Raw genomic sequence first — 24,785 nt, 5'->3', positions numbered from 1 at the left:
CGGGGGGCGGACCGCGTGCGCCGCCCCGGATTCGCGCGCGCCTGTGCGGGTTCGGATGTCGCGCCCGCTATAAACCTGTTGATGACTTTCCAGGCGAATTGCCCCAGTGGTGCGGAGTCCGGTACGGACACCCCTGTCCGCAGCGTGGCGGCGGTCTGCCTCTGGGCCGTGGCGCTGGTCGCGGTGCTGCCCGGGCTGGTCCTCGTGTCGTGCGACGCGCGCCTCACGGCGGTACTCGCCGCGCAGGGCGTCGTCGTGGCGCACACCGGCGCGGCGCTCACCCGGGTGCTCACCGCGACCAAGGTGCGGCTCGTCGCCCTCGGCTTCTGGGCCTTCGCCTACATCTGGCTCGGCCTCGCACCCCTGGCGCAGCTCGGCACCGACACCTATCCGTGGCCCTACCGGACCGGCGAGGGCACCGCCCTCGCCGCCGTGGCCGTCGTCGAACTCGGCCTCCTCGCCCACAGCGTCGGGACGTCCTGCGCCGCCCGCCGCGAGCGCACCCGCGCCGCCCGGCCGGCCGCCACCTCACCGGGGCCGCTGGAGCGGCTGCTCGCCCGCCGCCTCGCCCCCTGGCGGCTGCTGACGCTCTGCGGGCTCGCCCTGGCCCTCGCGGTGGTACTCGTCCCGGCTCAACCAGGCGGACCGGCCGCCTACTTCACCAGCCGCCAGGCCCTGCGGGAAGCGGGCACCGCGGACGGCTCCGGTGACGCCTTCCGGCAGGCCCTGCGCAGCTGGTCGCTGTCCGTACCAGCGTTCTGGGCGCTCCTGGGCCTGCTGCACGTGCCGCGCCTGCCCGGCGGCGACCGTCTCCTGCGGGTCCTGCGCCTGTCGCTGCTGCCGCTGCTCCTCGCCCTGAACGCGCTCGTCAACAACCCTGTCAGCAAGCCGAGGTTCTGGGCCGGCACGGTGCTGCTGACGCTGCTGTTCACCGTTCCCCGGCTGTGCCGGCCGCGCGCCTTCCGCGCCATCGCGGCCACCCTCATGGCGACCGTCCTCGTCGTCTTCCCGTACAGCGACTACTTCCGCTACAGCGACCGGGAGCAGATGGCCGTGGTCTCCCTCGCCGAGCAGTTCACCACCAACGGCGACTACGACGCCTTCCAGCAGGTGCAGACCGGTCTCGACTACGTGGCGGAGAAGGGCTTCGCCCCCCTGGACGCCCTGGGGCCCCCGCTGTTCATGGTGCCCCGCCCGCTGTGGCCGGACAAACCCGAGGACACCGGCATCGCCCTCGCCCGGTACGCCGGTTACGACTTCCTCAACCTCTCCGCGCCGCTGTGGGCCGAGAGTTATCTGTGGGCCGGCCCGGCCGCGGTGGCCTTGGTGTTCTTCCTGCTCGGCGCCGCCGGACGCCGCATGGACGACGTACGGCACCGGCTGCGCGACCGGACGGACACCCTCGCGGTGCTCCTGGTCCCCGCCTTCGCCTTCTACCAGATGGTCTTCCTGCGCGGCAGCCTGCTCGGCATCGTGGGCCCGCTGACGCTGCTGATGACCGTACCGCTGCTCATCACCACCCCGACGGCCCGGGCTCCCCGGCTCGCGGCGGCGCCGCCGCCCGCACCCACCCGTCGCGCATCCATCCCCGGAACAGGAGGGCACTCGTGACCGGCCCCATCCACTTCGACGACCGGTACGACGAGCCGGACCAGCTACGCGACCAACTGCGCCGGCTCCTGCGCCACCGCGCGGCGATCGCGCTGGGCATCGCCGTGGGGCTGCTCGGCGGGGCGGGCCTCGCGCTGCTTCGCGCCCCCGTCTACACCTCCACGAGCGAAGTCCTCGTACGCTCCACCGCCGACCCCTTCGGCGCGGCCGGCGTCGCCGCCGACAGCCAGCTCAGCATGGGCACCGAGCAGCAGATCGCCGCCGGCGCCACGGTCGCCGTCCGCGCGGCACGCGCCCTCGGGCAGCCCGCCGGCCGGGCGGGCGCCCTCGAGGACGACCTGCGGATCACCAGCCCGCCCAAGTCCCAGGTGCTGCGCTTCGCCTTCACCGCCGGCACGCCCGAGCGCGCGGCGCGCGGCGCCAACGCCTTCGCCGAGGCCTACCTGGCCGACCGCGGGAACCGCAACGAGGCCGCGGTACAGCGGGCCACCCGTGGCCTGAAGGACCAGATCGCCGCGATGAACCGGCAGGCCCGCAAGGACCCGGAGGGGGAGACCGCGGACTCCGCCACCCGCGGCGCGCTCGACACCCTGCACAAGCGCGTCATCGACATCGGCTCCCGCGACACCACCGGCGGCGACATCGTCCGCAGGGGCGAGGCCCCCACCCGGCCCGCGGGCCCCGGCCGGGCGCTCCTGCTCGCGCTCGGACTGGCGGGCGGCCTCGCCCTCGGCATCCTGCTGGCCTGGCTGCGCTCCTCGTTCGACTCCCGCGTGCGGTCCGCCGGCGACGTCCGCTCCGCGCTGCGCGCCCCGGTGCTCGGCATGCTGCCACCCGCCGGCGCCGAGGACGACCCGCTGACGGTCGGCCGGCACGACGGCGACCGCTCGGAGGCCTACCGCGCACTGGCCTACCGGCTGCGCGGCACCGGGCTCCCGGCCGGCGCCGGCCGGGTCCTCGTCGTGGCTCCCCGGCACGGCGCCGCCACCGGGGAGGTCGCCGTCAACCTGGCCGCGGCACTGGCCGAGTGCGGGGACGAGGTGCTGCTGGTGGACGCGGGCCCCGGCCCGTCCTCCCTCGCCGACCGGCTGCCGCTCGTGCCGGCCGGCGGCGCCCGCACCGCGCGGGACGGAACCCGGCCGAAGGGCAGCCGCCTCGTCGACGCCGGCACCGCCGGACGGTTCACCCTGTGCGCCGCCGACGGCACCGGCGCGCACGGCCGGGCGGGCGTGTCCGCCGCCGTCCACCGGGTCCTGCCCGCCGCGGGCTCCCGCACCGCGGTCGTGGTCACCAGGCCGCTCCTGGAACACGCCGACGCCCTGGCGGTCGCCCAGCGCGTCGACGGCGTCCTGCTGGTCGCCGGCGCCGGGACCACGCGCCGCGACGATCTCAGGCGGGCGCACGAGCTGATCGGCAGTGCGGGCGGGACCCTCCTCGGCGCGGTGCTCGACGCCGGCCGGCGACGCGGACGCCTGCGCGCCGCCCTGCGCCGTCCCTGGCGGCGTCCCGGGGCGGCGCCCGCCACGCCGCCGGCGGCCGTGCACCTCCCCGCCCAGGACGACGCCCTCACGGCCTCCCGCGGGTGACCGCCCGGGAAACGGCCGCGCCCGCGCCCGCCGGGACCACCGCACCCGGCGGGGTGGCCGCCGCCGCACGCGGCGGATGGTTCGGCATGGCGGGCTCCGCGGTCAACGCCGTCTTCGCCTTCCTCCTCGTCGGCCTCATCACCCGGGCCGTCGGAGCGCAAGGCGCCGGCGCGGTCTTCACGGGGGTCGCGCTGTTCACCATCCTCGGCCACACCTGCAAGCTGGGCGCCGACACCGGACTCGTCCGCTTCGTCTCGCGCGACCTCGCCGTGGGCGGCGGCCACTCGGTGGGCGCCCTGCTGCGGGCCGCCGTGCTGCCGGCCGCCGTGGCCGGCACCGCGGCCGCCCTGCCCCTGCTGCTCTTCCCGCAAGTGGCGACCACGCTCCTGCCCCACCTCGGGCAGGCCGACGCCATCACCCTGGTCCGGCTCTTCGGCGTGTTCCTGCCGCCGGCCACCGTGGGGCTGGTCCTCCTCGGCGCCACCCAGGGCCACGGCACGGTGGTGCCGTTCGTCGGTGTGGAGCAGATCGGCAAACCGGTGCTGCGCGTACTGATCGCGCTGCCCGTGGCGTACTACGCGCCCGGCATGCTGCCCCTGGCCGCCGCCTGGCTGCTGCCCACGCTGTGCGGAACCGTCGCCGCCTGGCTGGCCCTGCGCCGCTGCCGTGCCGTCCGCGGCACCGCGCACCCCGCCGGGTGGAAGGACGTGCCCTGGCGCACCTTCTGGGGATTCGCGGCACCCCGAGCGATCTCCTCCGTCTTCGACATCAGTGCCGTCTGGGTCGGCGTCATCCTGCTGTCGGCCCTGGCCACCAGCACCGAGGCGGGCGTCTACACCGCCATCGGCCGTGTCGTCACCGCGGGCACCCTGCTCCAGCTCGCCGTCCGGCTCGCCGTGGCGCCCCAGATCAGCCGGCTGCTCGCCATGGAGGAGACCACCGGGGCGCGCCGCCTGCACCACGTCTCGACCTGCTGGATCGTGCTCTTCTCGTGGCCGCTGTTCCTCCTCGTCGCGGGCTTCCCCCGGACCGTGCTGTCGGTGTTCGGCCCGGAGTTCGTGCGCGGCGCGCCCGCGCTGGTCGTGCTCTGTGCGGCCGCGATGATCAACGTGGCGGTCGGCAACGCGCAGACCGTGCTCCTCATGGCGGGCAAGAGCTCCTGGCACCTGGCCGTCACCGCGACGGCGTTCACGGTCCAGCTGACGGTCGGCGTGCTCGCCGTACCGGCGTGGGGCGTTCTCGGCGCGGCCGTGTCCTGGGGCGCGGCCATCGTCGTGGAGAACGTCTCCGCCGCCCTGCTGATCCGCGCGCGCCTCGGCTTCACGACCGTCGACCGCGGCTACACCACCGCCCTCGGCACCGCACTGGCCGTCGCCGTGGTGCTGGGAGCCGCCCGGATGCTGGAAGGCGACAGCACGTCAGGACTCGCCGTCGCGATGACCTTCGGATCGTGCGTACTTGGAACTAGTTTGTGGTGGTATCGGAGGTCGCTGGGAGTGAGCGAGCTGGTCGGAGTGCTGCGCCGTCGCGCCGCATGACCCAGGGAGGTCGCAACCCCCGGGCTGAAAGCCCCGCGCCATTCCCGCGCGCCGCCCCACACCACTGCCAACCGGGGTGTCCCTTGCGCCTGAGAACGCCAACGAAGGCGGCGGCCACGGCTGTCGCCGCCGTCCTTAGCTCCGCCGCCCTGCTCAACGCCTCCCTCGCCACGGCCGCCGGCACGGCGCCCGGGACGTCCTTCACGGCCGACCCGAGGGCCACGTGGCAGACGGACGGCATCGTCTGGGCACTCGCCCCCGCGAACGGCGTCGTCTACGTCGCCGGCACCTTCGGCTCGGTACGGCCGCCGGGCGCCGCACCCGGTGAACGGAGCGTCCCGCGCCGCAACTTCGCCGCGTTCGACGCCGTGACCGGCGCCCTGCTGCCCTGCGCCCCGTCCTTCACCGGCGGCGCCGGAACCGTACGCGCGCTCCACGCCTCCCGCGACGGCAAGATCCTGTACGTGGGCGGCTCCTTCAGTCGTGCCGGAGCCGTCAGGGTGGCCAACGCCGCCGCACTGAACACGGCCGACTGCACCGTGCGCAAGGCCTTCCGGCCGTCGGTGACCGCCACCGTCCGGGCGATCGACGCCACGGACCGGGCGGTGTACCTGGGAGGCGACTTCACCAGGGCCGGCGGCCGCGCCAGGAAGCGGATCGCCGCCTTCGCCCCCGACGGCTCACTGCTGCCCTTCCGGGCGGACCTCGACGCGCCCGTGCGCGCCCTGTCGGCGGTGCCCTCCCGTGCGAAGGTGTACGCCGGAGGCGACTTCGAGTCGGTCAACGGCCACCGGGCCCACGCGCTCGTCGCGCTCAGCTCCACCACCGGCGCGACCGCGCACTCCTACCCGGGCTGGCTGCCGCCCCGTTCGGTGGTGAAGTCGATCGCGCACGACGGCACCCGCTTCTACGTCGGCGCCGAAGGCCACGGCCGGGGCGTCTTCGACGGCCGTGTCGCGGGCCGCCTCGAAGACGACACCATGGCGTGGAAGGACACCTGCCTCGGCGCCACCCAGGCGGTCCTGCCCTACGAGGGCGTCCTCTACAGCGCCTCGCACGCACACGACTGCGGCAGGACACCCGGCGGGTTCCCGGAGCAGCGCGGCGGCGACCGGCAGCACCTGCTGGCCCAGTCGCCGGGCAACCGCACCATCCTGCACTGGTTCCCCGACACCGACGAGGGGGCCGGCGAGCAGATCGGGCCCCGCGCGCTCACCGTCGCGCGCGGAGTGCTCTGGGTGGGCGGCGAGTTCACGAAGGTCAACGGCAAGCCGCAACAGGGTCTGACCCGCTTCGCCGGCGGTCCCGACACCGGAGCGCCGAAGGCCCCCGCCCTCCTGCCCTCCGCCGCGGGCCGCGGGAAGGTCGTCCTGCGCTGGCGGGCCGCCTGGGACCGGGACGACGCGTCGCTGACGTACCGTCTCTACCGCGACGGGCGGCTGGTCTCGCGGCAGAAGGCGGCGTCCACCCCCTGGAACCGCCCGCGGATGAGCTACACCGACGTCGTGCGCGCCGGTACGCGCCACGTCTACACGATCGAGGTGACGGACGGGACGAACACCTCGCCTAGGTCCGCCCCGGTGACCGTCGCCGTACCCGCGAAGGCGGTCCGGCAGAAGGGTGGTGCGCGGACGTGACCCGCACCGGATACGCTCCCGGCGTCTACGACCTGTTCCACGTCGGGCACCTGAACATCCTGCGTGAGGCGCGCCGGCGCTGTGACCGACTCGTCGCCGGCGTCACCTCCGACGAACTGACCGTGCGCCTCAAGGGCAGGCGGCCCGTCGTCCCGCTCGAGGAGCGCCTGGAGATCGTCCGCGGCCTCCGCTGCGTCGACGAGGCCGTCGTCGAGTCGGCGGAGGACAAGCTGGAGACGTGGCGGCAGGTCGGCTTCGACGTCATCTTCAAGGGTGACGACTGGCGCGGCACGCCCAAGTGGCTGGCGCTCGAACGCCGTTTCGCGCGGGTCGGCGTCGAGGTCGTCTACTTCCCCTACACCAGGCACACTTCCAGCACGCTCCTGCGTGGCGCCCTGGAACTGCTCGCGCGGCCCGAGCCGCCGCGGGCCCGCTCAGCGCAGCTCGCGGAACCACTTGACCAGGAAGGCGGCCATGAACAGCACGTGGGCCAGCAGCAGCGCGCAGTAGAGGACGAGGAACAGCTGCTGGCTTCCCAGAAATAGGAAGCTGAGACAGATCACGCCGTAGTCCACCGGCAGGAGGACCACGGACCGCAGCGCCGGGGCCGATCCCGCCGGCGCTGCGGCCGTCGTCCGCCGCCGCAGCTTCTCCGTCAGGATCCCGGCGAAGAAGATCACCACGGCCGCGACCTCGAAGACCATCGGCGCCAGCAGGAAGACGGGGCTGGGCAGTGCGAAGAACCGGTAGAACGCCACCAGCACCACCAGGTGCAGGGTGGCGAGCTTGACGCAGTCCAGCACGTGGTCGAGCCATTCGCCGGACGGGCTGCCCGAGCGCTGACCGCGCGCGAGCTGACCGTCCGCCGAGTCCAGGGCGAACCCCACGGCCAGGGCAGCGCACACACAGACCGCCATCAGCCGGCCGGGCGGCACCAGAGCCACGGTGGCCAGTGCCGGGAGGGTGAACAGCGCTCCCAGCACGGTCAGTTGGTTGGGTGTCGCCCCGATCCGGTAGGCCACCGCGGCCAGTACGCGGCCGGCCGGGCGGTTCACGAACAGGGTGTAGGCCGACACCCCCTTCGCGGGTTTCTGCGCCGCCGCCAACTGCCTGAGGGTGGTGGAGAACTCGGTCATTTTCCTCCTTCTCGGACAAAGGGTTGAAAGAAGGCATTATGACAGGATGGGGTGACGGAATCTCCCGTGTCGGACGCCGGAGTCTTCTGCGTGGCGGGGCGACCGTGCTCGCCGCGACGGCCCTGTCCGCCTCCGGCGCGTCCGCCGTCGGCACCCGCCCCGAACGCGCGCGTCCACCGGACCGGCGCGCAGGGGCCGCGCGTCCACCGGACCCGCACACGGGGATGCTGAACGTGCGCGACCTCGGGGCGAGGGGGGACGGGCGGACCGACGACACCGAAGCCTTCGAGGCCGCCTACTCGTTCGCCGCGGCCCACGTCTCCTCGGGGGTCGGCCGCGTGGTGGTCGAGATCCCCGCCGGCGACTACCTCATCACCCGGCCGCACGCCCTGCTGAACGGCACCGCCCCGCCGCGCCCCGCGAGCGGGCTGCGCTTCTGCGGCACGGGCAAACGCATGACGAGCCTCGTCTTCCGCCCGGAGACCGGACCGGACTCGTACCTGTGCCGCAACCAGGACGCCTGGTCCAACATCTCCTTCGAACGCATGCAGTTCCGCTCGGCCACGCCGGGCGCCTCCTTCTTCCGCTCGTACTCGACCGGACAAGCGCAGGACTACCGGTTCTCGGAGTGCGAGTGGATGGGGGAGTGGGAGTACGGCCTCGCCCTGGACGGCACGGACACCAACTCGGAGATGCGGTGGGAGGCATGCCGGGTGGGCGGGAGCTACCGGCGGGCGTTCCTCTACTCGGGGATGACGGGCGGCGGGCAGACCGAGCCGAACGACCAGGACCAGTTCCTCAACTACTGGTTCACCGACATGAAGGTCGAGTACGAGTGGGGCAACTTCCTGGAGTTCCCCTACGGAGGATCGATCACCTGCCGGGGCGGCTCGTACATCATCACCGGCCGCCGCCCGCGGAGCACCCCGGAGTACGGCACCACCAGCACGTTCTTCCGCTTTCCCGTACCCCAGCATCACGACTCGGTGCAGCGCTTCCACGCCCAGGACATCCGCTTCGAGGTGCGCGACCCCGACGTGGTGGTCATCGACTGCACATGGAACGGCGGTACGGTCCACTTCAGCGACTGCGACGACACCGGCTTCGCCCACAAGGACTTCTCCGCCGACGTCCGCCCGCACCGCTACACGGTGGGGCCCAGGGGGCCGCTGATCCGCTACGACTCCTGCCAGCTGGTGGGCCACCACACCTACCGGTCGCCCTCCTCGCGTGGCACCCTCCCGTCCGTCGCCCGCTACGACATGTGCCTGCTGCGCAGCCACACGGCGCGCGACTTCCTGATCGCCGACGGCGTCCGGCCGGCCGGCTTCGTCAGGTTCGTCGACTGCATCGACACGCGGAACACGAGCGACTCCTCCAGGCCGGATTCCCCCGCCGCCCCACCCCCGTGCGTGACCCCGCCCCCGGCGAGCGCCCCCGCGCCGGCCGATGCCCGTGCCACCGCCGAGCCCCCCACCCCGGTCCAGCCCCCGTGTCCCGGCCAGGACGATTCGCCCGTGAAGGAGACCATCACCCGGGAGAGGTAACGGTCATTCAGCAGGATGAAGGCATTCCGGTGCAATGATGCCGAGGCGGCCGAATACTCCGGGAAGAATTCACGGCCGCGCTCCGGATCCCGCCGCTCCCCGTGCAATGCAGCGCAGCGACGAGCATCACTCCCGAATCGCAGTCGGCCGCGTCATTCCCGTCCGGATGCGCGCGGTCGCGGCCCACGAAGGAAAGGCATCACCATGTCTCGCTTGGCGCGTTCGGCGCTGCACCGGATCCGTCCGGGCCTGGCCGCGCTCACCGCCGCCGGCGCCGTACTGGCCGCCGGCGTCCTCCAGCCGCCCGCCGCGGCCTCGGCGCCCCGGAACGCCCCCCGCGCACTCGGCGCCGGAGCGCCCTTCGCGGGCGGCACGCCGTCAGCCGCCCGGACCCTCACGGACAGGCTGACGACCCCCTGGGGCATCGGGTTCCTCCCCGGTGGCAAGGCGGCGCTGGTCACCGAACGCGGCACCGCCGTCGTCTGGAAGGTCGGCCTGAACGGGACCAAGAAGCGGGTCGGGACGGTGCCGAACGCGGTGTGGCACCAGGCGACGCAGGACAAGGGCGGTCTGCTGGGCGTCGCCGCGTCCCCCACCTGGAACGGGACGACGGACAAGGACGTCTTCTTCATGGAGACCACCGCCGGCGACAACCGCGTGGTCAAGATGCGCTTCGACGGCACCTCGCTGAGCGGCTACACCCCCGTCCTGACCGGGATCGTCAGGGACACGCAGCTCAACGGCGGCAAGATCGCCTTCGGCCCCGACGGATACCTCTACGTCACCACGGGCGACGCCCGGCGGTCGAAACTGGCCCAGGACAGGAAGTCACTGAACGGCAAGATCCTGCGGATCACCAGGAGCGGGGCCGCCGCTCCCGGGAACCCGTTCGGCAACCGCGTCTACAGTTACGGTCACCGCAATCCCCAGGGCCTGGCCTGGGACCGCCGCGGCCGGCTGTGGGAGACCGAGATCGGCCTGACCACCTGGGACGAACTCAATCTCGTCAAGCCCGGCGGAAATTACGGCTGGCCGGCCTGTGAGGGAGTCTGCGGGAAGCCGGGAACGACCAACCCGAAATTCGTCTGGAACCCGGACGACGGAGGCGTCCCCGCCCAGATCGCCGTCGTCCGCGACGTCGTCTACGCCTCGACGCTGAGCGGCCACCGGCTGTGGCGGCTGCCGATCGACTCCACCGGCCAGGACATCGGGGAGGCGACGTCCTACTTCGACGGCACCTACGGCCGGCTGCGGGCACTGGCCAGGGTTCCCGGCACCGACCGGCTCTGGCTGGGCACCAGCGACCGCGGTCCCGGCAGGGACCTCATCCTCACCGTGACCATCAAGTGAGCCCCCCTCCGGGCCACGGAGGGGCGAACCCGGAATCAACGAAAGGAAGGTACGCATCATGACCGAGGCCGGCGAGCACATCGAGCAGCCCGCGACCGCCGGGGAGGAACCCGACCGGACCGTCTGGCAGACCCCCGGGTACGTGGTCGTCGACACCGCGCTCGAGGTCACCGCCTACTACGTCACCGCCCGCTAGGGCTTTCTTTCGGATCCGAAAGAGAGGCCTGGCGGCACCGCGCGGGCCCCGGCGCTCCGGGTCCCGCGCCCGCCCCCACCCGCACCCGAACGGAAGTGGCGACCGAGCCGTGACCACGACACTTGCCCCGCCGGCCGACCCCGCCGGCCCCGCCGAGTTCGAAGCCCGCCTGCGCGCGGTGGGCGAGCGCCGCTACCACGACCGCCATCCCTTCAACCTCCGTATGCACCAGGGGACTCTCACCCCGGACGAGGTGCGCCGCTGGATCACCAACCGCTTCCACTACCAGCGGCACATCCCCGTCAAGGACGCGCTGATCACAGCCAAGCTGGACACGCCGCGACTGCGGCGCACGTGGCTGCGGCGGATCGAGGACCACGACGGGCGCCACGAGGGCGAGGGCGGCATCGAGCGCTGGCTGCGGCTCGGCGAGGCGGCCGGCCTGGACCGCGGGACCCTGCTGTCGGCTCGGACCGTGCTGCCGGGCGTGCGGCTCGCGGTGGAGGGCTACGTCAACTTCTGCCGCCTGCGCTCACCGCTGGAGGCCGTCGCCGCCTCGCTCACCGAGCTGACCGCCCCCGATCTGATGCGGGTGCGCATCGAGGCGTTCGAGCGCCACTACCCGTGGATCGCGCCGGACGGGCTGGCGTACTTCCGCACCCGCGTGGACCAGGGCCGGCGCGACAGCACGGAGGCGCTGGACCTCGTCCTGCGGTGGGCCCGCACGCGCGAGGACCAGGACCGGGCCGTGGCCGCGCTCTCCTTCAAGTGCGACGTGCTGTGGAGTCTGCTCGACGCCGTGGAGCACGCCGGGGAGCGGACGTGACGCCCGGGGCCGACCACCCCTGGTGCCCCTCCCTCGCCCCGGCACTGATGCTGCGGCACGACGCCGTACGCGGCACCGACCTGCTGGTCATGCCGGAACGCGTGGTCGTCCTCAAGGGGCACGCCGGCATGGTCGTCGGCCTGTGCGACGGCACCCGGACGGTGCCCGGGATCGTCGGCGAGCTGGCCGGGCGCTTCCCGGGCGCGCCGGTGGCCGCCACCGTCCCCGCCTTCCTCGACAGCCTGCGCCAGGAGGGCTGGCTCACGTGACCGGCCCCGCGGTCTCCGCTCCCCCCACCGGCCCCGCCCGCCCCTGGGCGCTGCTCGCCGAACTCACCCACGCCTGCCCCCTGCACTGCCCGTACTGCTCGAACCCGCTCGAACTGGCCCGCCGGTCGGCCGAACTGAGCACCGGCCAATGGGCGGACGTGCTGCGCCAGGCCGGGGAACTGGGGGTCGTGCACACGCACCTGTCCGGCGGCGAGCCGCTGCTGCGTGCCGACCTGGAGGAGATCGTCGCCGCCGCCGAGAGCGCCGGGATCTACACCCAGCTGGTCACCAGCGGCACCGGACTGGACGAGGAACGCCTGGCCGCGCTCACCGCTGCCGGGCTGCGCAGCGTCCAGCTCTCCGTCCAGCACGCCGAACCCCGCGCCAACGACCGCATCGCCGGGCGCCCGTCCTCCTTCGCCGAGAAGGAGCGGGCCGCACGCCTCGTGCGCGCCGCCGGGCTCCCGCTCGGCCTCAACGTCGTACTGCACCGCGACAACCTCGACGCCGTGGACGCCCTCGTCGAGCTGGGGGAGGCGTGGGGCGTGGACCGCATCGAGCTGGCCAACACACAGTTCTACGGCTGGGGACTGCTCAACCGCGACGCGTTGCTGCCCTCACGCGAGCAGCTCGACCGCGCGAGGAGGACCGTCGAACGCCGGCGGCGGCAACTCGCCGGCCGTGTCGACCTGGTGTGGGTCGTGCCCGACTATTTCGACGGCGTCGCCAAGCCCTGCATGGGCGGGTGGGGAGCGGTCTCGCTCACCGTCGCCCCCGACGGGACCGTCCTGCCCTGCCCGGCCGCCGCCTCCCTGCCGGACCTGTGCCCGCCCAACGTCCGCGACCGTTCGCTGGCCTGGATCTGGGAGCACTCCCCGGCCTTCGGCCGCTACCGCGGCACGGAGTGGATGACGGGGCCCTGCCGGGAATGCCCACGCCGCGAGGAGGACTTCGGCGGCTGCCGCTGCCAGGCGTTCGCCCTCACCGGCGACGCCGCGCGCACCGACCCGGCCTGCGCGCTGTCCCCCGACCACCACCTCGTCCGCGACCTGGCCGACGGCGGCAGGCCCGAGCCACCCCCCTACCTCCACCGCCGCCCCGGGGCGGCGCCGGCGGCTGTGCACGCCCTCGCCGCGGCACGGAGCCGGAACGGCGGAACCTGAGCCCGGGCCGTCCGGGGGCGCGGGATCATCCGCGCCCGTCCGGCGACGCGCCGCCCGTCCCGGCGGAGCGGGCGAGAGAGGTGCCGGCGACCGGGGCCGGCCGCGGCCCGCCGTCCTCGGCCGGCCCCGGCGGGCCGCCCCGGCGGGCGCGGGCCAGCAGGCCCGTGGACGACAGGTGCAGGACGTTCACCACGAGGATCGCCGGCGCGATGATCGCGACGGCCTCCGGCAGCCTGGGCTCCAGGAGCAGGGCCAGGATGATCGCCGTGATGCCGTTCTGCTGGCTCAGGCACAGCGACGCCCGGTCGCGGCGCGAGAACCCCAGGCCGACCACGGCGGCCACCAGCGTCTGCGCCAGGAAGGTGGCCACCCCCAGCACCGCCCCCACGGCGAGATCGGCGCCCCCGGCCAGCAGCATGCCCAGCAGGAACGTCGCCACGACCAGCGCGGCGTTGGTCGCCCGCCCGAGCCACACACCGAGCTCCGGCCGGAAGAACAGCGCCGCCAGCGCGAGCCCGAGCATGAGGAACTGCCAGACGGCCGTGACGAGGAGGGCCAGCAGAGCGGCGTACCGGAGGAACGGCAGCAGGCGGCGGAACGCCGGCCGGGACCGCAACCCGTCACGGCCGGTGGGCGGGCCGTCGCGCAGCACTGTCCACACCGCCGCCGCCACCGCCAGCAGGACGAGATTGCCGAGGAGCGTCGTCGCGTAGTCCCCGGCGCCGGACGCGACGCCCGAGCCGTCCTCCAGGACCATCGACCCCAGGATCACCACGAGGACGGTCGTCACTGGGTCGTCGAACGAGGCCCATGCCGCCAGCAGGGACTTCGCGCGCTCGGACATGTCCCGGTTCTCCAGCATCGCGGACACCGACAACGGGTCGATCTGCGCCATGGCGACCGCGAGGACCAGGTACTGGGGGCGGTCGCGGAAGACCAGCCACAGCGCCGCCGCGATGAACGCGGCCTTGACCACCACGCCGAAGGTGACCGCCACGACGATCCGGTAGACGTCACCGCGTGTCTGGGGACGGCTGATCCCGCGCGCGCTGCCGTACAGCCCGATCGCCAGCAGACCCGCGCTGAGCCAGCCGTACACCCCGCCGTGCGCCCGGACGTCGAGGGTCAGCCACTGGCCGGCCAGACAGCCGGCACCGGCGATGGACAGGGGCAGCAGGAGGGGGAACAGCAGCGCCCGCACGACGCTGCGAGCACCTCCCGCGCGGCCCTTGCGGGGTTCCATGGACACATCCCTCCGGGCCGCGGCCGGCCGTCAGTCCCCGGCCAGCCCGGCCGCGAGCCGGGCGACCCGCCGGTCCGCCTCCGTGACCCGGGACTGGTCGAGCGTCACCCCCACGAGGTAACGCCGGCCGGGCAGGGCGTGGAAGTACACCGCGCCCTGCTCCACGTCGAGGACCACCTGCAGCAGTTCGCCCCGCATGATCGCCCGCAGGGACAGGTTCATGCGCTGGGTGACACCGGGCAGCAGCTGCCCCATCAGACGGTAGCGCTCGCGTCGGCGGTCCGGGGTCTGCCCGCGGAAGAAGCTGCCCAGCCCCGGGTGGTCGAAGATGTCGTAGACCCAGGCCCTCGTGGACGACTCGTGGTAGGCGATGTAGTGCAGGCCCCCGACATCGAGCGCCGAACGCAGCGCGTCGGCCGCGTCGAGCGGCGCGTCGGCGTCCTCCGGCCGCCTCTCGGCCAGATGGCCGCCGACGGGCGCCGAGGCGCGCCCGGAGGGCTCCGGATCCGGCTGAGGGGGCTGCGGGGGCGCGGCGACGGGCTGCCCCACCCACGGCTCCTCGTTGAACCAGGACCCGTAGTTGAGCGGGCTGAAACGCGCCGGCATTCTCAGGCCGTTGACGCATTCGGCCATGCGCGCGTCCAGTTCGTCGAGGCGGTCCACCGCTCCGGTCGCCCCGTACAGATGGAATCCGGGCTCGACGAGGTAGTAGAACACGGCGCCCGTCGGGACGCGCAGTACGGTGCGGATGAGCGCGCCGGTGCGCAGCGCGGCGAAATCCGGTTCGAGTTCCTCGAGGATGTAATGGAGCTGTCGTCCGGTCCGTTCATGTGACGCGGATTCCGCGTCGTCGGTGCCGGTGGTGGTCGCGGCGGCGTCGAGGACGACCTTGGCGGTGTCACCGTCGTAGAGCACCAGATGCGCGAGGCCGTCGGATCCGAGTATCCGGCGCAGCTGGTCGGCGAGTGAGGCCATCTGGGGTGTCTCCCCGTCCGGGAATCGAGGAACGGTGTGATCGGTGACGGGCAAGGGCTCAGACATCCTGCACCTCGAGATCCGCGCCGACCCTCTGATACGGCTCGGCCGGCAGGGCGATGGCGAGCGGATGGCCGTCCGGGAAGCGGTCGGCGACGAAGCGCTTCAGGTCCGCCCGCAGCCCGCTCTGGTCCCCCGAACCGGTTGCCAGCCGGTTGGCCAGCGCGATCAGTGTCACCGGATGCCGCTCCCCCCATGCCGCCTGCTCCTGGCAGTCCTCGTGGATCCCGATGTCCTCGGTGCTGGTGTCCCTTCCCAACACGTACTGGCAGTTGCTCTGGTTCAACCGTGCGACGAGCGTGTAGCGGTGCGTCGGCCCGAACACCTTCTCGAGCTGGTACACCGCCTTGCGTGCCTGGGAGAGTGCCGCCTCCGGGTCCTCCGACGCCAGTAGGTACACGGCCATGTTGTTGAGGCAGATACTGGTGAAGGGATGGCCGGTGCCGAACACCTCCACGTAGCGCTCGTGCAGGTCAGGCATGCCCTGCAGCGCGTCCTCGGAACGGCCCGAGGCGTGCAGGCCGATCGCGACGGACAGGTCGCAGGACATGGTGCTCGGGTGGCGCTCCCCCCACTGGCGGCTGAATCCCGCGCGCGCGTCCTGCAGCCGTTTCAGGCCCTCGTCGGTGTCACCCTTGCGCACCATGGTCATGCCCAGGCTGGCCAGCGCGTTCAGGTAGCGGTGGGAGTCCTTGCCGGTGAGCGTGAGGAAGCGCTCGCAGCTCCGGGTCAGGTACCGCTCGGAGTCGTTCAGCTCGCCCGTCTCCCGGAAGTACGTACCGAGATTGGCGTAGCTGATCCAGGGGCGGAAGTCGCCGTCGCCGTACTGCCGCCTGCGGATGGCGTAGGTGTCGCGGTCCAGGCCGACGGCTGCCTGCACCGTCTCCATGTAGAACTTGGACAGCGCCAGGTTGATGGACGCGTCGAGCGTCGCGTTGTGCTCCTTGCCGATCGCGGCGACCAGGCCGGCATGGGTCCGGGAGTCCTCGTCGAAGGCCTGCGTGAAGCGGCCGGTGGCGCGCAGGTCCGCCGCGTATCCGCGGGCCGCAAGAAGGGTGTAGACGTCGCCCGCGGCCCGGTCGCGCTGGATCTGGACCGAGTGCTGGGACAGTTTCAGGGCGCACTGGTAGCGGCCGAGGGCCCGGTAGGCCGCCGCCACCTCCGACTCCAGCCGCAGCACCATGGTGTCGGCCTCGCCCATGGCCCCGTCCGCCCGCCAGCGGTCCAGGATGCGCTCGCCCAGCGTGTGTGCCTCGGTCCACAGCCCGGACGTCCGCCGGTGGTAGACCTGGCTGACCAGCCAGCGGTGCACCTGGGGGTCGGAGCTCTCCAGCGCGCCGGAGGGTTCCATGTGCCGGTCGAGCTCGGCGAAGACGGACTGGTACTGCGGCTCGTGCCGCCGCAGGTCCGAGGGCACCATGGCGGCCAGTACGGCCAGCACCTCCGCCCGGGTCCCGGCCCGCTCGCCGGCGGTCATCCACCCCTGCACGAGGTCCTGCAGGATGCGGTGCACCTTCAGCCGCTGCGTCTTCTGGTCCACCACCGCGAGCTTCGCGAGGGAGAGCTGGTTGACCACCGTGCGCAGCCGCAGTGCGTCCCGCAGGTTCCCGTCATGCGGAATGAGCCGCTCGATCATGCCCGCGGACTCGATGACCTGCAGGCCCACGCCGTCCGAGGACAGGAAGGAACACAGCTCCAGCAGCCGCGCCGCGGCGGGCTGACTGCGGCGCAGTCCGTCGTAGATGCCCCGGTAGACCGTGCCCAGGGTCCGGTACTGCGGCAGGACGACGTCGTCCGGCGCGTCGGACTCCCGCCGGTCGATGAGGGCGATGTAGTCGTCCGTGCGGGAAGGATACGAACTCAGCTCGGCGACCGCCGCGTTGAGCATCAGCGGGTGGTTGCCGAGCCGCCGCGCCAGTCGTTCGAGGGCGGCGGTCTCGGCCCCGGGGAGCCCGTTGCGGAGCAGGCGCAGACTCTCCTCCAGGGTGAACGAGTCCACCTGCCGGGTCCGGTACTGGGCCGGCCACACGGGCTCGAGGGAGGTGATGAGGACGTGCCCCGGTCCGGTGGACGGAATGAACTCGTCGATCGCCTCGCTGTTCTCCGCCCCGTCGAAGACGAGCAGCCAACGGGAGCAGTACCGGCCGGTCCGCAGGTCCGTCAGCAGGGCGGACAGGTCGTCGCCGCTGCGCGCGCCGCCCCGGGCGTCGTTGAGCGCCTGGGCCAGCTCGCGCAGCGCCGCCCGGATGCCGTCCGCACTGCTCGCGGGGATCCACCACACGAGGTCGTACTGGGAGGCGTAGCGGTGCGCGTACTCCAGGGCCACCTGGCGCTTGCCCGCGCCCTTCATGCCCCACAGCACGTGCGGGGCCGTGTGGTCGGCCGTGGAGAAGACGAACCCCTGCCGCAGTGCGGCCAGCTGGCGCGAGCGTCCGACGAAGTGGGCGTTGCGCATGGGCAGGGACAGCAGCTCGGGCGTCCGCCCGGGGAAACGCGTCCGGTCCGCCGGACTGAACGGGGCGGTGCCCGTCTTGAGGGGGAACTGGGAGAGCACGGCCCGGTGGGCGGCCCGTTCGTCCAGTCCCGAGAGGTTGACGGCGTCCGGCCAGTCGAAGTGCGGTGCGAGACGGGCTGTGTTGACCCGCAGGCCCACGGTCCCGCGCGGCCGCGCACCCCCGACGTCCGCCCCGACCGAGAGGCCGGCGATCGTCAGTCCCGCCGCGGTTCCTTCGAGGCGCCGGGAGAGCAGGGCGACGACGTGGTCGGACTCCGGACCGAGGTCGATTCCGCCGTTGTCGGTGTTGGCGGCGTCCGTGAAACCGTCCGGTGCCGGTGCCGGTTCCGCGTGCGCCGGCCGCACGGTGATGCCCGCGGCGGTGAGCTGTTCGCCGAGCCACTCCGCCCACAGCTGGTCGTCGGGGGCGTGGAGGACGGTCACGGTCAGCGGGGTGAGGTCCCGGTCCGCGTGGCCGGTCCAGCTGGCGTACTCCTCCCGCAGCTCCTTGGGGGCCGGGTCGAAGGAGTCCACGGCGCCGTCGGTGATGCGGTGGGCCGCCTTCACGCAGGCGTGCAGCAGGGTGTGCGGCTGACGCGGGTTCTCGATCATGACGGCGAGTTCCTCGCCGAAGGAGAACCGCGGCTGATACGGGATCAGCACCCCGTTCCAGTAGGCGTCGAGGGCCTCCTCCCCGGTGATACCCAGGTACGGGTCGAGCACCGCGCGCGCGTCGGCCAGGGCGCGCTCGACCCGCGTCGGATCGGTGGTCGTGTCGACGCGCAGGGGCACGACGTGCAGCTCGATCGGCCTCGCCGTGTGGCTCTTGACGGCCTTCGCCATGGCGAGGGCCCCGTCGACGGACGGCCGGTTCAGGCTGAGCCCGATGACGACGGTGTCCGGGAGGGCGAGGGTGCAGATGCCGGCGTCCTCGGCGGGGCCGGTCCGGCTGTCGATCAGGATGTAGTCGTACTCGCTCTCGCGCATCCGCGCCCGCAGGGCCGCGAGGAACTCCACGCCGTCGGGGGTGTTCTGGAACCGGTCCCAGTCGAAGTCGCGCAGCCGGTGGCGGTACCGCCCGTCCCGGCGTCCGGGGCCGAGGTAGTACAGGTGGCCGCCGTTGGGGAACTGGAAGTGGACGTCGACGTCGTAGCGCTTGAAGTCGGTGTGCAGGGGGTGCAGTCCGCGCAGGTGCTCCGCGTGCCGCTCCTGGCTGGTCGCCGTGGCGGCGAACGAGGAGAACATGTCCAGGATGCCGTCGCTCGTGCTCAGGTCCCGGTTCGGGAGGTACTTGGAGTAGTACAGGTGCAGCCCGGGCTCGTCCAGGTCCCAGTCGATGGTGAGGACCGACTTCCCCTGGTTGGCCATGATCCAGGCGATGTTCGCCAGGGCCATGGTGCGACCCGCGCCCGCCTTGTGCGAGTAGAACGTGATGATCTTCGCCTGCCGGCCGGTCGTGCTCATCCCCCGCCCCACGATTCCCTGGGTGTTCCGCTGAGCAGTGGTGGCCAGGGCGCGCGGTGGCGGAGCCAGCCGGCCCGCTCGCGCTCCCGGCGCACGATCCGCTCCGCCGTGTTCTCCACCGGCAGTTCATCCGCTCTGCCCGGCAACGGTTCCTCCTCTCCGGCGTCGGCGAAGGCATCGGCCACCACCGCCGCCATGGCGTGCGTGAGCGAGTCCTGCGAGCCCGCCTCGTGGTGCGAGGCACCCAGCTGCCGCGCCGGGGTGCGGGCCAGCGCCTCCCGCAGCCGGCCCGCGTCGCGCCGGCTCTCCTGGTCCTGGCGCGGCAGCACGGTGATGACCGCCGCGACGCGCGCCGCCGCACCGGCCAGCCGTTCCCAGCGGACGGAGAAGGACGGATCCGCGGTCATCCACGGATCGACCAGCACCACGATCACGGCGGAGGCGCCGGCCTCCCGCAGGGGATCCGGGCCGCTGTCCTCGACGGGGACGACGGTCAGCCGGTCGATGCCGCACGCCCGGGCGGCCCGGGCGGCTACGGCGGCCGCGGGTTCGTCACTGAACGGCCGAAAGGGACGCCACTCCTCGGGCGAGTCGGCGTAGGCGCCGACGGACGTGCGCAGCCGCTCCATCCCCGCTCTGGTACCCGCCAGCAGGGCCAGCACCAGATGCCGCTCGCCGGGGCGGGGCGGGGGAGCGGGCGAGCGCTCACGCCGGGCCGCGCGCTGCCCCCGCCGGGGCCCGAAGGACCGTCCCACGGCGGCGCTCTCGCTCTCCGTCATGGCGGGCAGGGGTTTTCGGGCGGCCCGCGTCAGGCGTGCGGCGACCTGGCGCACCAGCCCGCGGTACCGCTTGTCGCCGCCCGGATCGTCTTGCAGGCCGGCCACGCCGGGCCCCTGGTACCCCTCGCCGAGGTCGTCCAGCAGCTGGCCGGTGTCCGCCACCGCGCGGGGCAGCACGAGGGAGTCCGCCCGCCACAGCACGCCGATCAGGGCGTCCGCGGGCTCGCCGGTCAGCCACTGCCGGCGCTGCATGCGCTCGCGGAACACCGACCATTCCAGGGCGCACTGCCGGTCGTTGAGGTAGTCCGCCGAGTACAGGACCAGCAGGGTGCGGCAGACGAGGACCGACGGGTCGGGGCCGGTCGCCGGTTCGGCGCGCTGGAGGAAGCCCTCGTTGCGGGGATGACGGCCGAGGATGCTGTAGACCTCGGTCTGGACGTCGGCATGGAACCGCTGCACCGGACCTCTGTCACCGGTCGCACTGGCATAGCTGGTGTAGAACAACGGCCCCACGTCAACCCCCCAAGGGACCAGCCTCCCGAACGACGATGGCCTGTCACCGCCCCACTGACCCGCGCCGGTGCCGCCGGACCCGTCACCCGGTCCGGACCTGCGCATCGACGCCGATTCGGGTCTATGATAGGCAGTTTTGCCCTCATGGGGGCTGGTTTGAAACCAGGTCATCGGTCGGGTCCCCTTGAAGCGGCTGAAAAGTCCGGATATCTGTGCCCGTCGGCCGTCGATTTCGGGCGCGCGTTCCTTTTCGGTTCATGTGGCTGTTCGGTGCCGGATGTGCCGGATGAGCCGAGTGAGGTCCAGACAGTACACCGACGGATTGGCGAATCCCCGTCCGCGGCCGTGGCGGTGAGCACGGAGTCCACCGCCGCAGACGTCGACCAGCGGGCAGGAGCGGCAGGTGGGGCACAGTGTCCCGATGCCGTGTTCGGGGGCGTCGGGCAATGCCAGAACACCGTCGAATGAATGGCTGAATATGGTCGCACCGGTGTGGGAGGCTCCGTCGGCCACGGCGTTGAGGGAGTCGGTCCACACCAGGGCCCCGTCCGTCTCGATCACCGCCACCGCGGCGGGCAGGGCGCCGAGTGTCTCCACGCCCGCGCCGACGCCACTGCGGATCAGGTCGATGACGGACTCGAAGAGCCGTACCCGCACCGGCCGGCCGGTGGCGTCCCACCGGTCGAACACCTCGCACAGCCAGTCCCCGTACGGCGCCCGCGTGCCGCTCCGGCCCGCGGGGGGCGCGTCCCAGGTGGCGTGCGGAAGCAGGAAGTCGACGGCGGGCGGGTGGTGTGCCACCAGGGCGTCGTAGGTCTGACGCGGCGGGTTGGCCAGGTCGACGGTGCACAGCAGGCCGCCGAACAGCCGCCGGTGACGCGGGGAGTCCAGCCGGGCGAGGGCCGCGGTCACCTGGGCGTGGCTGCCGCGTGACGTGCCGCGGGTCCCGCGCCTGCCCCGGTGGCGGTCGTGTCCCTCCGCGTCGCCGTCGAGGCTGACGCCGACGCACATGTCGTGCCGGTGCAGTACGTCCAGCACGGCGTCCGTGAGCAGGGTGCCGTTGGTCTGCACGGCGAGTTCCACACGCGCGCCCGTCGCCCCGACGGTCCGGCGCACGGACGCGGCGAAGTCGTCGATGACGGCCGTGCCGGCGAGCAGGGGCTCGCCGCCGTGCAGGATCACCCGGACGCGGCGCAGCCCGTGCCGGCGTACGTGTTCGGTCATTCTCGCGACCGTTTTCTCCCGGACGGCGGCCGGCATGGTCCGCGGGCGATTGCGCCATCCGGTGTCCCGCAATTCGAAGACATAACAGTAGTCGCATGCCAGGTTGCATCTGCTGTGCAGCTTGACCACGAATTGGTCGAACGCCGAAAGCCGCATGTGCCCGTCCTGCGTCACGGAAACGTGAGGCATGGGCCAATGCCCGGTCGGGGGGCAGTTCTGTTCGAAAGTGGGCCCCTGCCACCGGTGCGGCACGGCGTCCGGTGACGTACTGTCAGTATGTATCCGAGCGCCCCGGAACGGTGCGTCTAACACGGGGGCGTCATCCCCCGAAACGCGGTTCCGTGCGCTGTTCATCCTGGCCCCCGATCGTCCCGATGGAGGCGGACGCGGCGCCGGGCCGGAATGACCGGCGGCACGCTGATGGCAGGCCCCCGTTCAGCGTAACCAGCCCTTCTCGTGTGCGACGAGGTGTCAACTGGCCAACGTTCAGGGGCGCGAAGGCGTAAACGGAGGCGCTCGTGGACAAAGGGGAGTGAAGGGGGGTTGCCCATGGCAAGTTGCTTCGTCACGAGTTTCGCGGCCGCCGAGAATCCCGCGTACGCCGCGCGCTTCCACGACGACCTGGCCGAGGAGGTGAGCCGCCTGCTGGGCAGGAAGGTCGACGCCCGCAAGTGCGATCACACCCTGTCGGCCGACGAGCGTGGTTCGCTGGTCGCCGAGGCCGGTGTGCTGGTGGTGCTGTGTTCGCCGGACTACTACCTCGACGAAGGCTGCCTGGACGACTGGAAGCTGTTCCAGCGCCGGCTGGACCACGTCCCGGCCCGGCGCCGCCCGGCGAGGCCACCGGAGCGGGTACTGGTCCGGTGGCACCGCATCGACGAACTCCCGGGCGGCCGGCCCCGGCCGCCCATGCTCACGGGTGACGTCATGGCCCCCTACAACAAGGTGGGGTTGTACCGGGTGGTGCGGAACCAGGGCCCCGACTCGTCCGCCTACCGGCACGTCCTGCGGGAGCTGGCGGCCGCGGTGCGCAAGGGACTCACGGCCGCCCTGCCGCCGCTGCCGGCCGCCGAGCGCGTCGCGCGGACCGCGCCGCTTCCGCCACCACGGCAGCCGTCCGTTCGTACGTCCCTGACGGCCGCCGTCCAGCAGGCACCGCAGACGGCCGTCACCGCCCTGCGGGAGAGCGCGCCCCTCGTGTTCGTCTCGTACGCGCACGACGACGCCCGGCACAGCGCCGAGGTCAGCTCCCTGGCCCAGTTGCTGAAGGACGCGGGCCTCACCGTGGTGCTGGATCAGGACGTGGCGCACGAGCCGCAGATCTGGCTGCGCTGGATGGCCGACAACCTGGAGGCCGCCGACTTCATCCTGACGGTGGCGTCCCCCGCCTACCGGCGCAGGCTGAAGCAGCGGGAGCAGCCCGGGAAGGGCATGGGGGCGACGTGGGAGGGCGGTTACGTCCTGGACCAGGTCTACGGCAACCCGGGCACCTGGCAGAAGCGCATCCTGCGGGTCCTCTTCCCGCGGTTCGGCGAGGAGGCGCTGCCCGACTTCCCCGGCTCCCGCTCCGCCACGGTGTACCTGATCGACCCCGTCACCGGTCAGGGAGACCTCGACCAGCTGCTGGGCTACCTGCGGCGAGGCTCCCCCTCACCTCTGTAGCCGCCGCCTCGGCAAAGACCCTGATGGACAGGGGACTTCGCGACTACACTCCTTGTGTGATCTTCACCTTGCCCGGTAGCCGCACGGTCCGCGCCTTCACCGCGGCCGTGGTGGGCGGAGCGGCCGGCGCGGGGGTCTACGGACTGCAGAGCGCCGGTGGGGTCTACGCGTTCACGGCCGTGGGCGCCGCGGTGGGCGCGCTGGGCTATCTGGCAGCCGGCTTCTACCGCAGGACGGCCCGGCTGACCGAGATGCGGATCACCGTGCCGCAGCTGAGCGAGCTGACGTTCGTCGTCAACGACCATACCCGCGCCGTCTCCTGGCAGCTCTTCGTCGAGTCGGTCACCCGCACCTCCACACAGCGTCTCGACGACGGCGACGGGAATCTCCGCGAGGTGCTCACCTCGCTGTACGGACTGTTCGCCACGACCCGCGACATTCTGAAGGCCGCCCGGCCGACCGGGCACGGGGACGGCGTCACGGTCGAGTACCTGGCGGTGAACCTGCTGAACCGGGAGTTGCGGCCCTTCCTGTCCAAGTGGCACGTGCGGTTGCGGGAGTTCGAGGACGCGAACCCCGGCCTGGACGAGTCCAGGTGGCCGCAGGCGGCGGAGTGCCGCCGGGAACTGGCCAGGCTGCAGGACGACGTCCAGAAGTACGTGCTGGACTTCGCCCGCCTGGCGGGTGTACGCGATCCGGAACTCATGCTGGGGACCGTGCCCCGCACCCCCTAGGCGGCACCGGCACCGGCGCCGATTTGCGCCGTGCCGGTGCCGCCGTCCGTCAGCGCCCGCGGGTGTGGCCGCAGGCGACGTGGCGGAGGGCGAGCACGTCGGCGGCGCCCAGCAGACCGCGGATCAGGAAGTAGTCGGCTAGTTCGGCGCGGCTGGGACGGGCGCTGGTGTCCGGCCACAGCTCCGCCCTGACCTCCTTGAGCACCTTGTCGACGTATCCCACGCTGAATCCGGCGCACTGCGCGGCCACCGCGCGGTCCTTCAGGTCCTGCAGGGCGGGGTCCCCGGACAGCCAGGGCGCCAGGACCGCGACCAGCACGGTCCTGGACGACTGCTGGACGAGTACGCGCTCCACCTGGGCGGTGGGATCCGGGCCCCGGTCGGTCTTCTCCCCGGACCGGGCCTCCGCCTTCTCGTCCGGTTCGGCCGCCGGCCCGATCACGACGGCGACCTGGATCTCGCCGTTGGGACCGAAGTAGAGGACGGTCCGGCCTGGGTTCAGGCGTACCGCCCCGCCCTGGCCGACCTCCTCGTACCCGCCGCGCGGGAGCGCCACCCTGACGCGTCGGCTCTCGGACTCGTTCAGCAGCATCCAGCGGCCGGCGAGGAAGGTGATCTGCGGGCAGTTGGGCCCGCGCGAGATGAAGCGCCCCCGTTCCTCGTCGTCCGGGGCGATCACCTGCCGGGTGAGGTAGAAGGTCTCCTCCGGTACGAGCTGGAAGGACCGCAGACCGTCCTGGCTCTGCAGCTCGATGGTCGCTCGTGGTGCGACGTGCAT

General features: G+C 72.7%; 19 protein-coding genes and 1 pseudogene. 13 read left to right on the top strand and 7 right to left on the bottom strand.

What is annotated here, in order from left to right; translation table 11 throughout:
• Positions 1-81: 81 nt before the first annotated feature.
• The 5 genes and pseudogenes from IE177_RS10440 to IE177_RS10420 all read left to right on the top strand — a co-directional run.
• Positions 82-1,611, top strand: coding sequence for a hypothetical protein (locus IE177_RS10440; RefSeq protein WP_229815983.1), 1,530 nt, complete (start codon positions 82-84; stop codon positions 1,609-1,611).
• Complete coding sequence (locus IE177_RS10435) at positions 1,608-3,197, top strand: hypothetical protein (RefSeq protein WP_190014917.1); 1,590 nt, start codon at positions 1,608-1,610, stop codon at positions 3,195-3,197. The genes IE177_RS10440 and IE177_RS10435 overlap by 4 nt, the downstream gene beginning before the upstream one ends.
• Complete coding sequence (locus IE177_RS10430; RefSeq protein ID WP_229815982.1) at positions 3,194-4,735, top strand: MATE family efflux transporter; 1,542 nt, start codon at positions 3,194-3,196, stop codon at positions 4,733-4,735. Before IE177_RS10435 ends, IE177_RS10430 begins: the two co-directional genes overlap by 4 nt.
• A gap of 83 nt (positions 4,736-4,818) precedes the next feature.
• The gene (locus IE177_RS10425) at positions 4,819-6,372 is read left to right on the top strand and encodes a fibronectin type III domain-containing protein (RefSeq protein WP_190014916.1); all 1,554 of its coding nucleotides are present in this window, start codon (positions 4,819-4,821) and stop codon (positions 6,370-6,372) included.
• Positions 6,369-6,788, top strand: a pseudogene (locus IE177_RS10420) (FAD synthase family protein); the annotation flags it as partial. The gene IE177_RS10425 and the pseudogene IE177_RS10420, both read left to right, overlap by 4 nt.
• A gap of 18 nt (positions 6,789-6,806) precedes the next feature.
• Here the strand turns inward: IE177_RS10420 and IE177_RS10415 are convergent.
• The gene (locus tag IE177_RS10415) at positions 6,807-7,508 is read right to left on the bottom strand and encodes a CDP-alcohol phosphatidyltransferase family protein (RefSeq protein WP_190014914.1); all 702 of its coding nucleotides are present in this window, start codon (positions 7,506-7,508) and stop codon (positions 6,807-6,809) included.
• Between the two features lie 38 nt (positions 7,509-7,546).
• On the opposite strand from IE177_RS10415, the gene IE177_RS10410 reads away from it, so the two are divergent.
• The 6 genes from IE177_RS10410 (at position 7,547) to pqqE (ending at position 12,859) form a co-directional block, all read left to right on the top strand.
• Entirely contained in the window at positions 7,547-9,055 is a 1,509-nt protein-coding gene (locus IE177_RS10410; RefSeq protein WP_190014913.1) for a glycosyl hydrolase family 28-related protein, read from the top strand.
• Between the two features lie 204 nt (positions 9,056-9,259).
• Entirely contained in the window at positions 9,260-10,405 is a 1,146-nt protein-coding gene (locus tag IE177_RS10405) for a PQQ-dependent sugar dehydrogenase (protein ID WP_190014912.1), read from the top strand.
• Between the two features lie 58 nt (positions 10,406-10,463).
• On the top strand, positions 10,464-10,601 hold the full coding sequence (pqqA, locus tag IE177_RS10400; RefSeq protein ID WP_190014911.1) for a pyrroloquinoline quinone precursor peptide PqqA: 138 nt from the start codon (positions 10,464-10,466) through the stop codon (positions 10,599-10,601).
• 109 nt (positions 10,602-10,710) lie between these two features.
• A complete protein-coding gene (gene pqqC / locus IE177_RS10395) occupies positions 10,711-11,427 on the top strand; it encodes a pyrroloquinoline-quinone synthase PqqC (protein WP_190014910.1) in 717 nt (238 codons plus the stop codon).
• 47 nt (positions 11,428-11,474) lie between these two features.
• A complete protein-coding gene (gene pqqD / locus IE177_RS10390) occupies positions 11,475-11,696 on the top strand; it encodes a pyrroloquinoline quinone biosynthesis peptide chaperone PqqD (RefSeq protein WP_229816006.1) in 222 nt (73 codons plus the stop codon).
• The gene (gene pqqE, locus IE177_RS10385; protein WP_190015113.1) at positions 11,684-12,859 is read left to right on the top strand and encodes a pyrroloquinoline quinone biosynthesis protein PqqE; all 1,176 of its coding nucleotides are present in this window, start codon (positions 11,684-11,686) and stop codon (positions 12,857-12,859) included. Before pqqD ends, pqqE begins: the two co-directional genes overlap by 13 nt.
• A 25-nt stretch (positions 12,860-12,884) precedes the next feature.
• Here the strand turns inward: pqqE and IE177_RS10380 are convergent, their stop codons facing one another.
• The 5 genes from IE177_RS10380 to IE177_RS10360 form a co-directional block, all read right to left on the bottom strand.
• The gene (locus tag IE177_RS10380) at positions 12,885-14,102 is read right to left on the bottom strand and encodes a cation:proton antiporter (protein ID WP_190014908.1); all 1,218 of its coding nucleotides are present in this window, start codon (positions 14,100-14,102) and stop codon (positions 12,885-12,887) included.
• Between the two features lie 30 nt (positions 14,103-14,132).
• Positions 14,133-15,077, bottom strand: coding sequence for a hypothetical protein (locus IE177_RS10375; protein WP_190014907.1), 945 nt, complete (start codon positions 15,075-15,077; stop codon positions 14,133-14,135).
• 58 nt (positions 15,078-15,135) lie between these two features.
• Positions 15,136-19,095 carry an FxSxx-COOH system tetratricopeptide repeat protein gene (gene fxsT, locus IE177_RS10370; protein WP_190014906.1) on the bottom strand — a complete coding sequence of 1,320 codons (3,960 nt, stop codon included), beginning with the start codon at positions 19,093-19,095 and terminating at the stop codon, positions 15,136-15,138.
• The gene (gene fsxC, locus IE177_RS10365; protein ID WP_190014905.1) at positions 19,092-20,333 is read right to left on the bottom strand and encodes an FxsC protein; all 1,242 of its coding nucleotides are present in this window, start codon (positions 20,331-20,333) and stop codon (positions 19,092-19,094) included. The genes fxsT and fsxC overlap by 4 nt, the downstream gene beginning before the upstream one ends.
• A gap of 309 nt (positions 20,334-20,642) precedes the next feature.
• On the bottom strand, positions 20,643-21,767 hold the full coding sequence (locus tag IE177_RS10360) for an FxsB family cyclophane-forming radical SAM/SPASM peptide maturase (protein ID WP_190014904.1): 1,125 nt from the start codon (positions 21,765-21,767) through the stop codon (positions 20,643-20,645).
• Positions 21,768-22,160: 393 nt separating this feature from the next.
• Here IE177_RS10360 and IE177_RS10355 point away from each other — a divergent pair, with 393 nt between their 5' ends.
• Both IE177_RS10355 and IE177_RS10350 read left to right on the top strand, forming a co-directional pair.
• Positions 22,161-23,273, top strand: coding sequence for a toll/interleukin-1 receptor domain-containing protein (locus IE177_RS10355; RefSeq protein ID WP_190014903.1), 1,113 nt, complete (start codon positions 22,161-22,163; stop codon positions 23,271-23,273).
• A gap of 56 nt (positions 23,274-23,329) precedes the next feature.
• Complete coding sequence (locus IE177_RS10350) at positions 23,330-24,007, top strand: hypothetical protein (RefSeq protein ID WP_190014902.1); 678 nt, start codon at positions 23,330-23,332, stop codon at positions 24,005-24,007.
• Between the two features lie 49 nt (positions 24,008-24,056).
• On the opposite strand, the gene IE177_RS10345 is transcribed toward IE177_RS10350, so the two are convergent.
• The gene (locus tag IE177_RS10345) at positions 24,057-24,785 is read right to left on the bottom strand and encodes a hypothetical protein (protein WP_190014901.1); all 729 of its coding nucleotides are present in this window, start codon (positions 24,783-24,785) and stop codon (positions 24,057-24,059) included.

This window comes from Streptomyces lucensis JCM 4490, assembly GCF_014650035.1.
Taxonomy (GTDB): domain Bacteria; phylum Actinomycetota; class Actinomycetes; order Streptomycetales; family Streptomycetaceae; genus Streptomyces; species Streptomyces lucensis.
This window is presented reverse-complemented; position numbering and strand designations above follow the sequence as displayed.

Coding starts and splice junctions, on each gene's coding strand:
- IE177_RS10355 (WP_190014903.1), top strand. CDS start 22,161: ATGGCAAGTTGCTTCGTCACGAGTTTCGCGGCCGCCGAGAATCCCGCG.
- IE177_RS10440 (WP_229815983.1), top strand. CDS start 82: ATGACTTTCCAGGCGAATTGCCCCAGTGGTGCGGAGTCCGGTACGGAC.
- IE177_RS10375 (WP_190014907.1), bottom strand. CDS start 15,077: ATGGCCTCACTCGCCGACCAGCTGCGCCGGATACTCGGATCCGACGGC.
- pqqD (WP_229816006.1), top strand. CDS start 11,475: ATGCTGCGGCACGACGCCGTACGCGGCACCGACCTGCTGGTCATGCCG.
- IE177_RS10405 (WP_190014912.1), top strand. CDS start 9,260: ATGTCTCGCTTGGCGCGTTCGGCGCTGCACCGGATCCGTCCGGGCCTG.
- IE177_RS10345 (WP_190014901.1), bottom strand. CDS start 24,785: ATGCACGTCGCACCACGAGCGACCATCGAGCTGCAGAGCCAGGACGGT.
- fxsT (WP_190014906.1), bottom strand. CDS start 19,095: ATGAGCACGACCGGCCGGCAGGCGAAGATCATCACGTTCTACTCGCAC.
- IE177_RS10410 (WP_190014913.1), top strand. CDS start 7,547: ATGACAGGATGGGGTGACGGAATCTCCCGTGTCGGACGCCGGAGTCTT.
- IE177_RS10380 (WP_190014908.1), bottom strand. CDS start 14,102: ATGGAACCCCGCAAGGGCCGCGCGGGAGGTGCTCGCAGCGTCGTGCGG.
- IE177_RS10360 (WP_190014904.1), bottom strand. CDS start 21,767: ATGCGGCTTTCGGCGTTCGACCAATTCGTGGTCAAGCTGCACAGCAGA.
- pqqA (WP_190014911.1), top strand. CDS start 10,464: ATGACCGAGGCCGGCGAGCACATCGAGCAGCCCGCGACCGCCGGGGAG.
- IE177_RS10415 (WP_190014914.1), bottom strand. CDS start 7,508: ATGACCGAGTTCTCCACCACCCTCAGGCAGTTGGCGGCGGCGCAGAAA.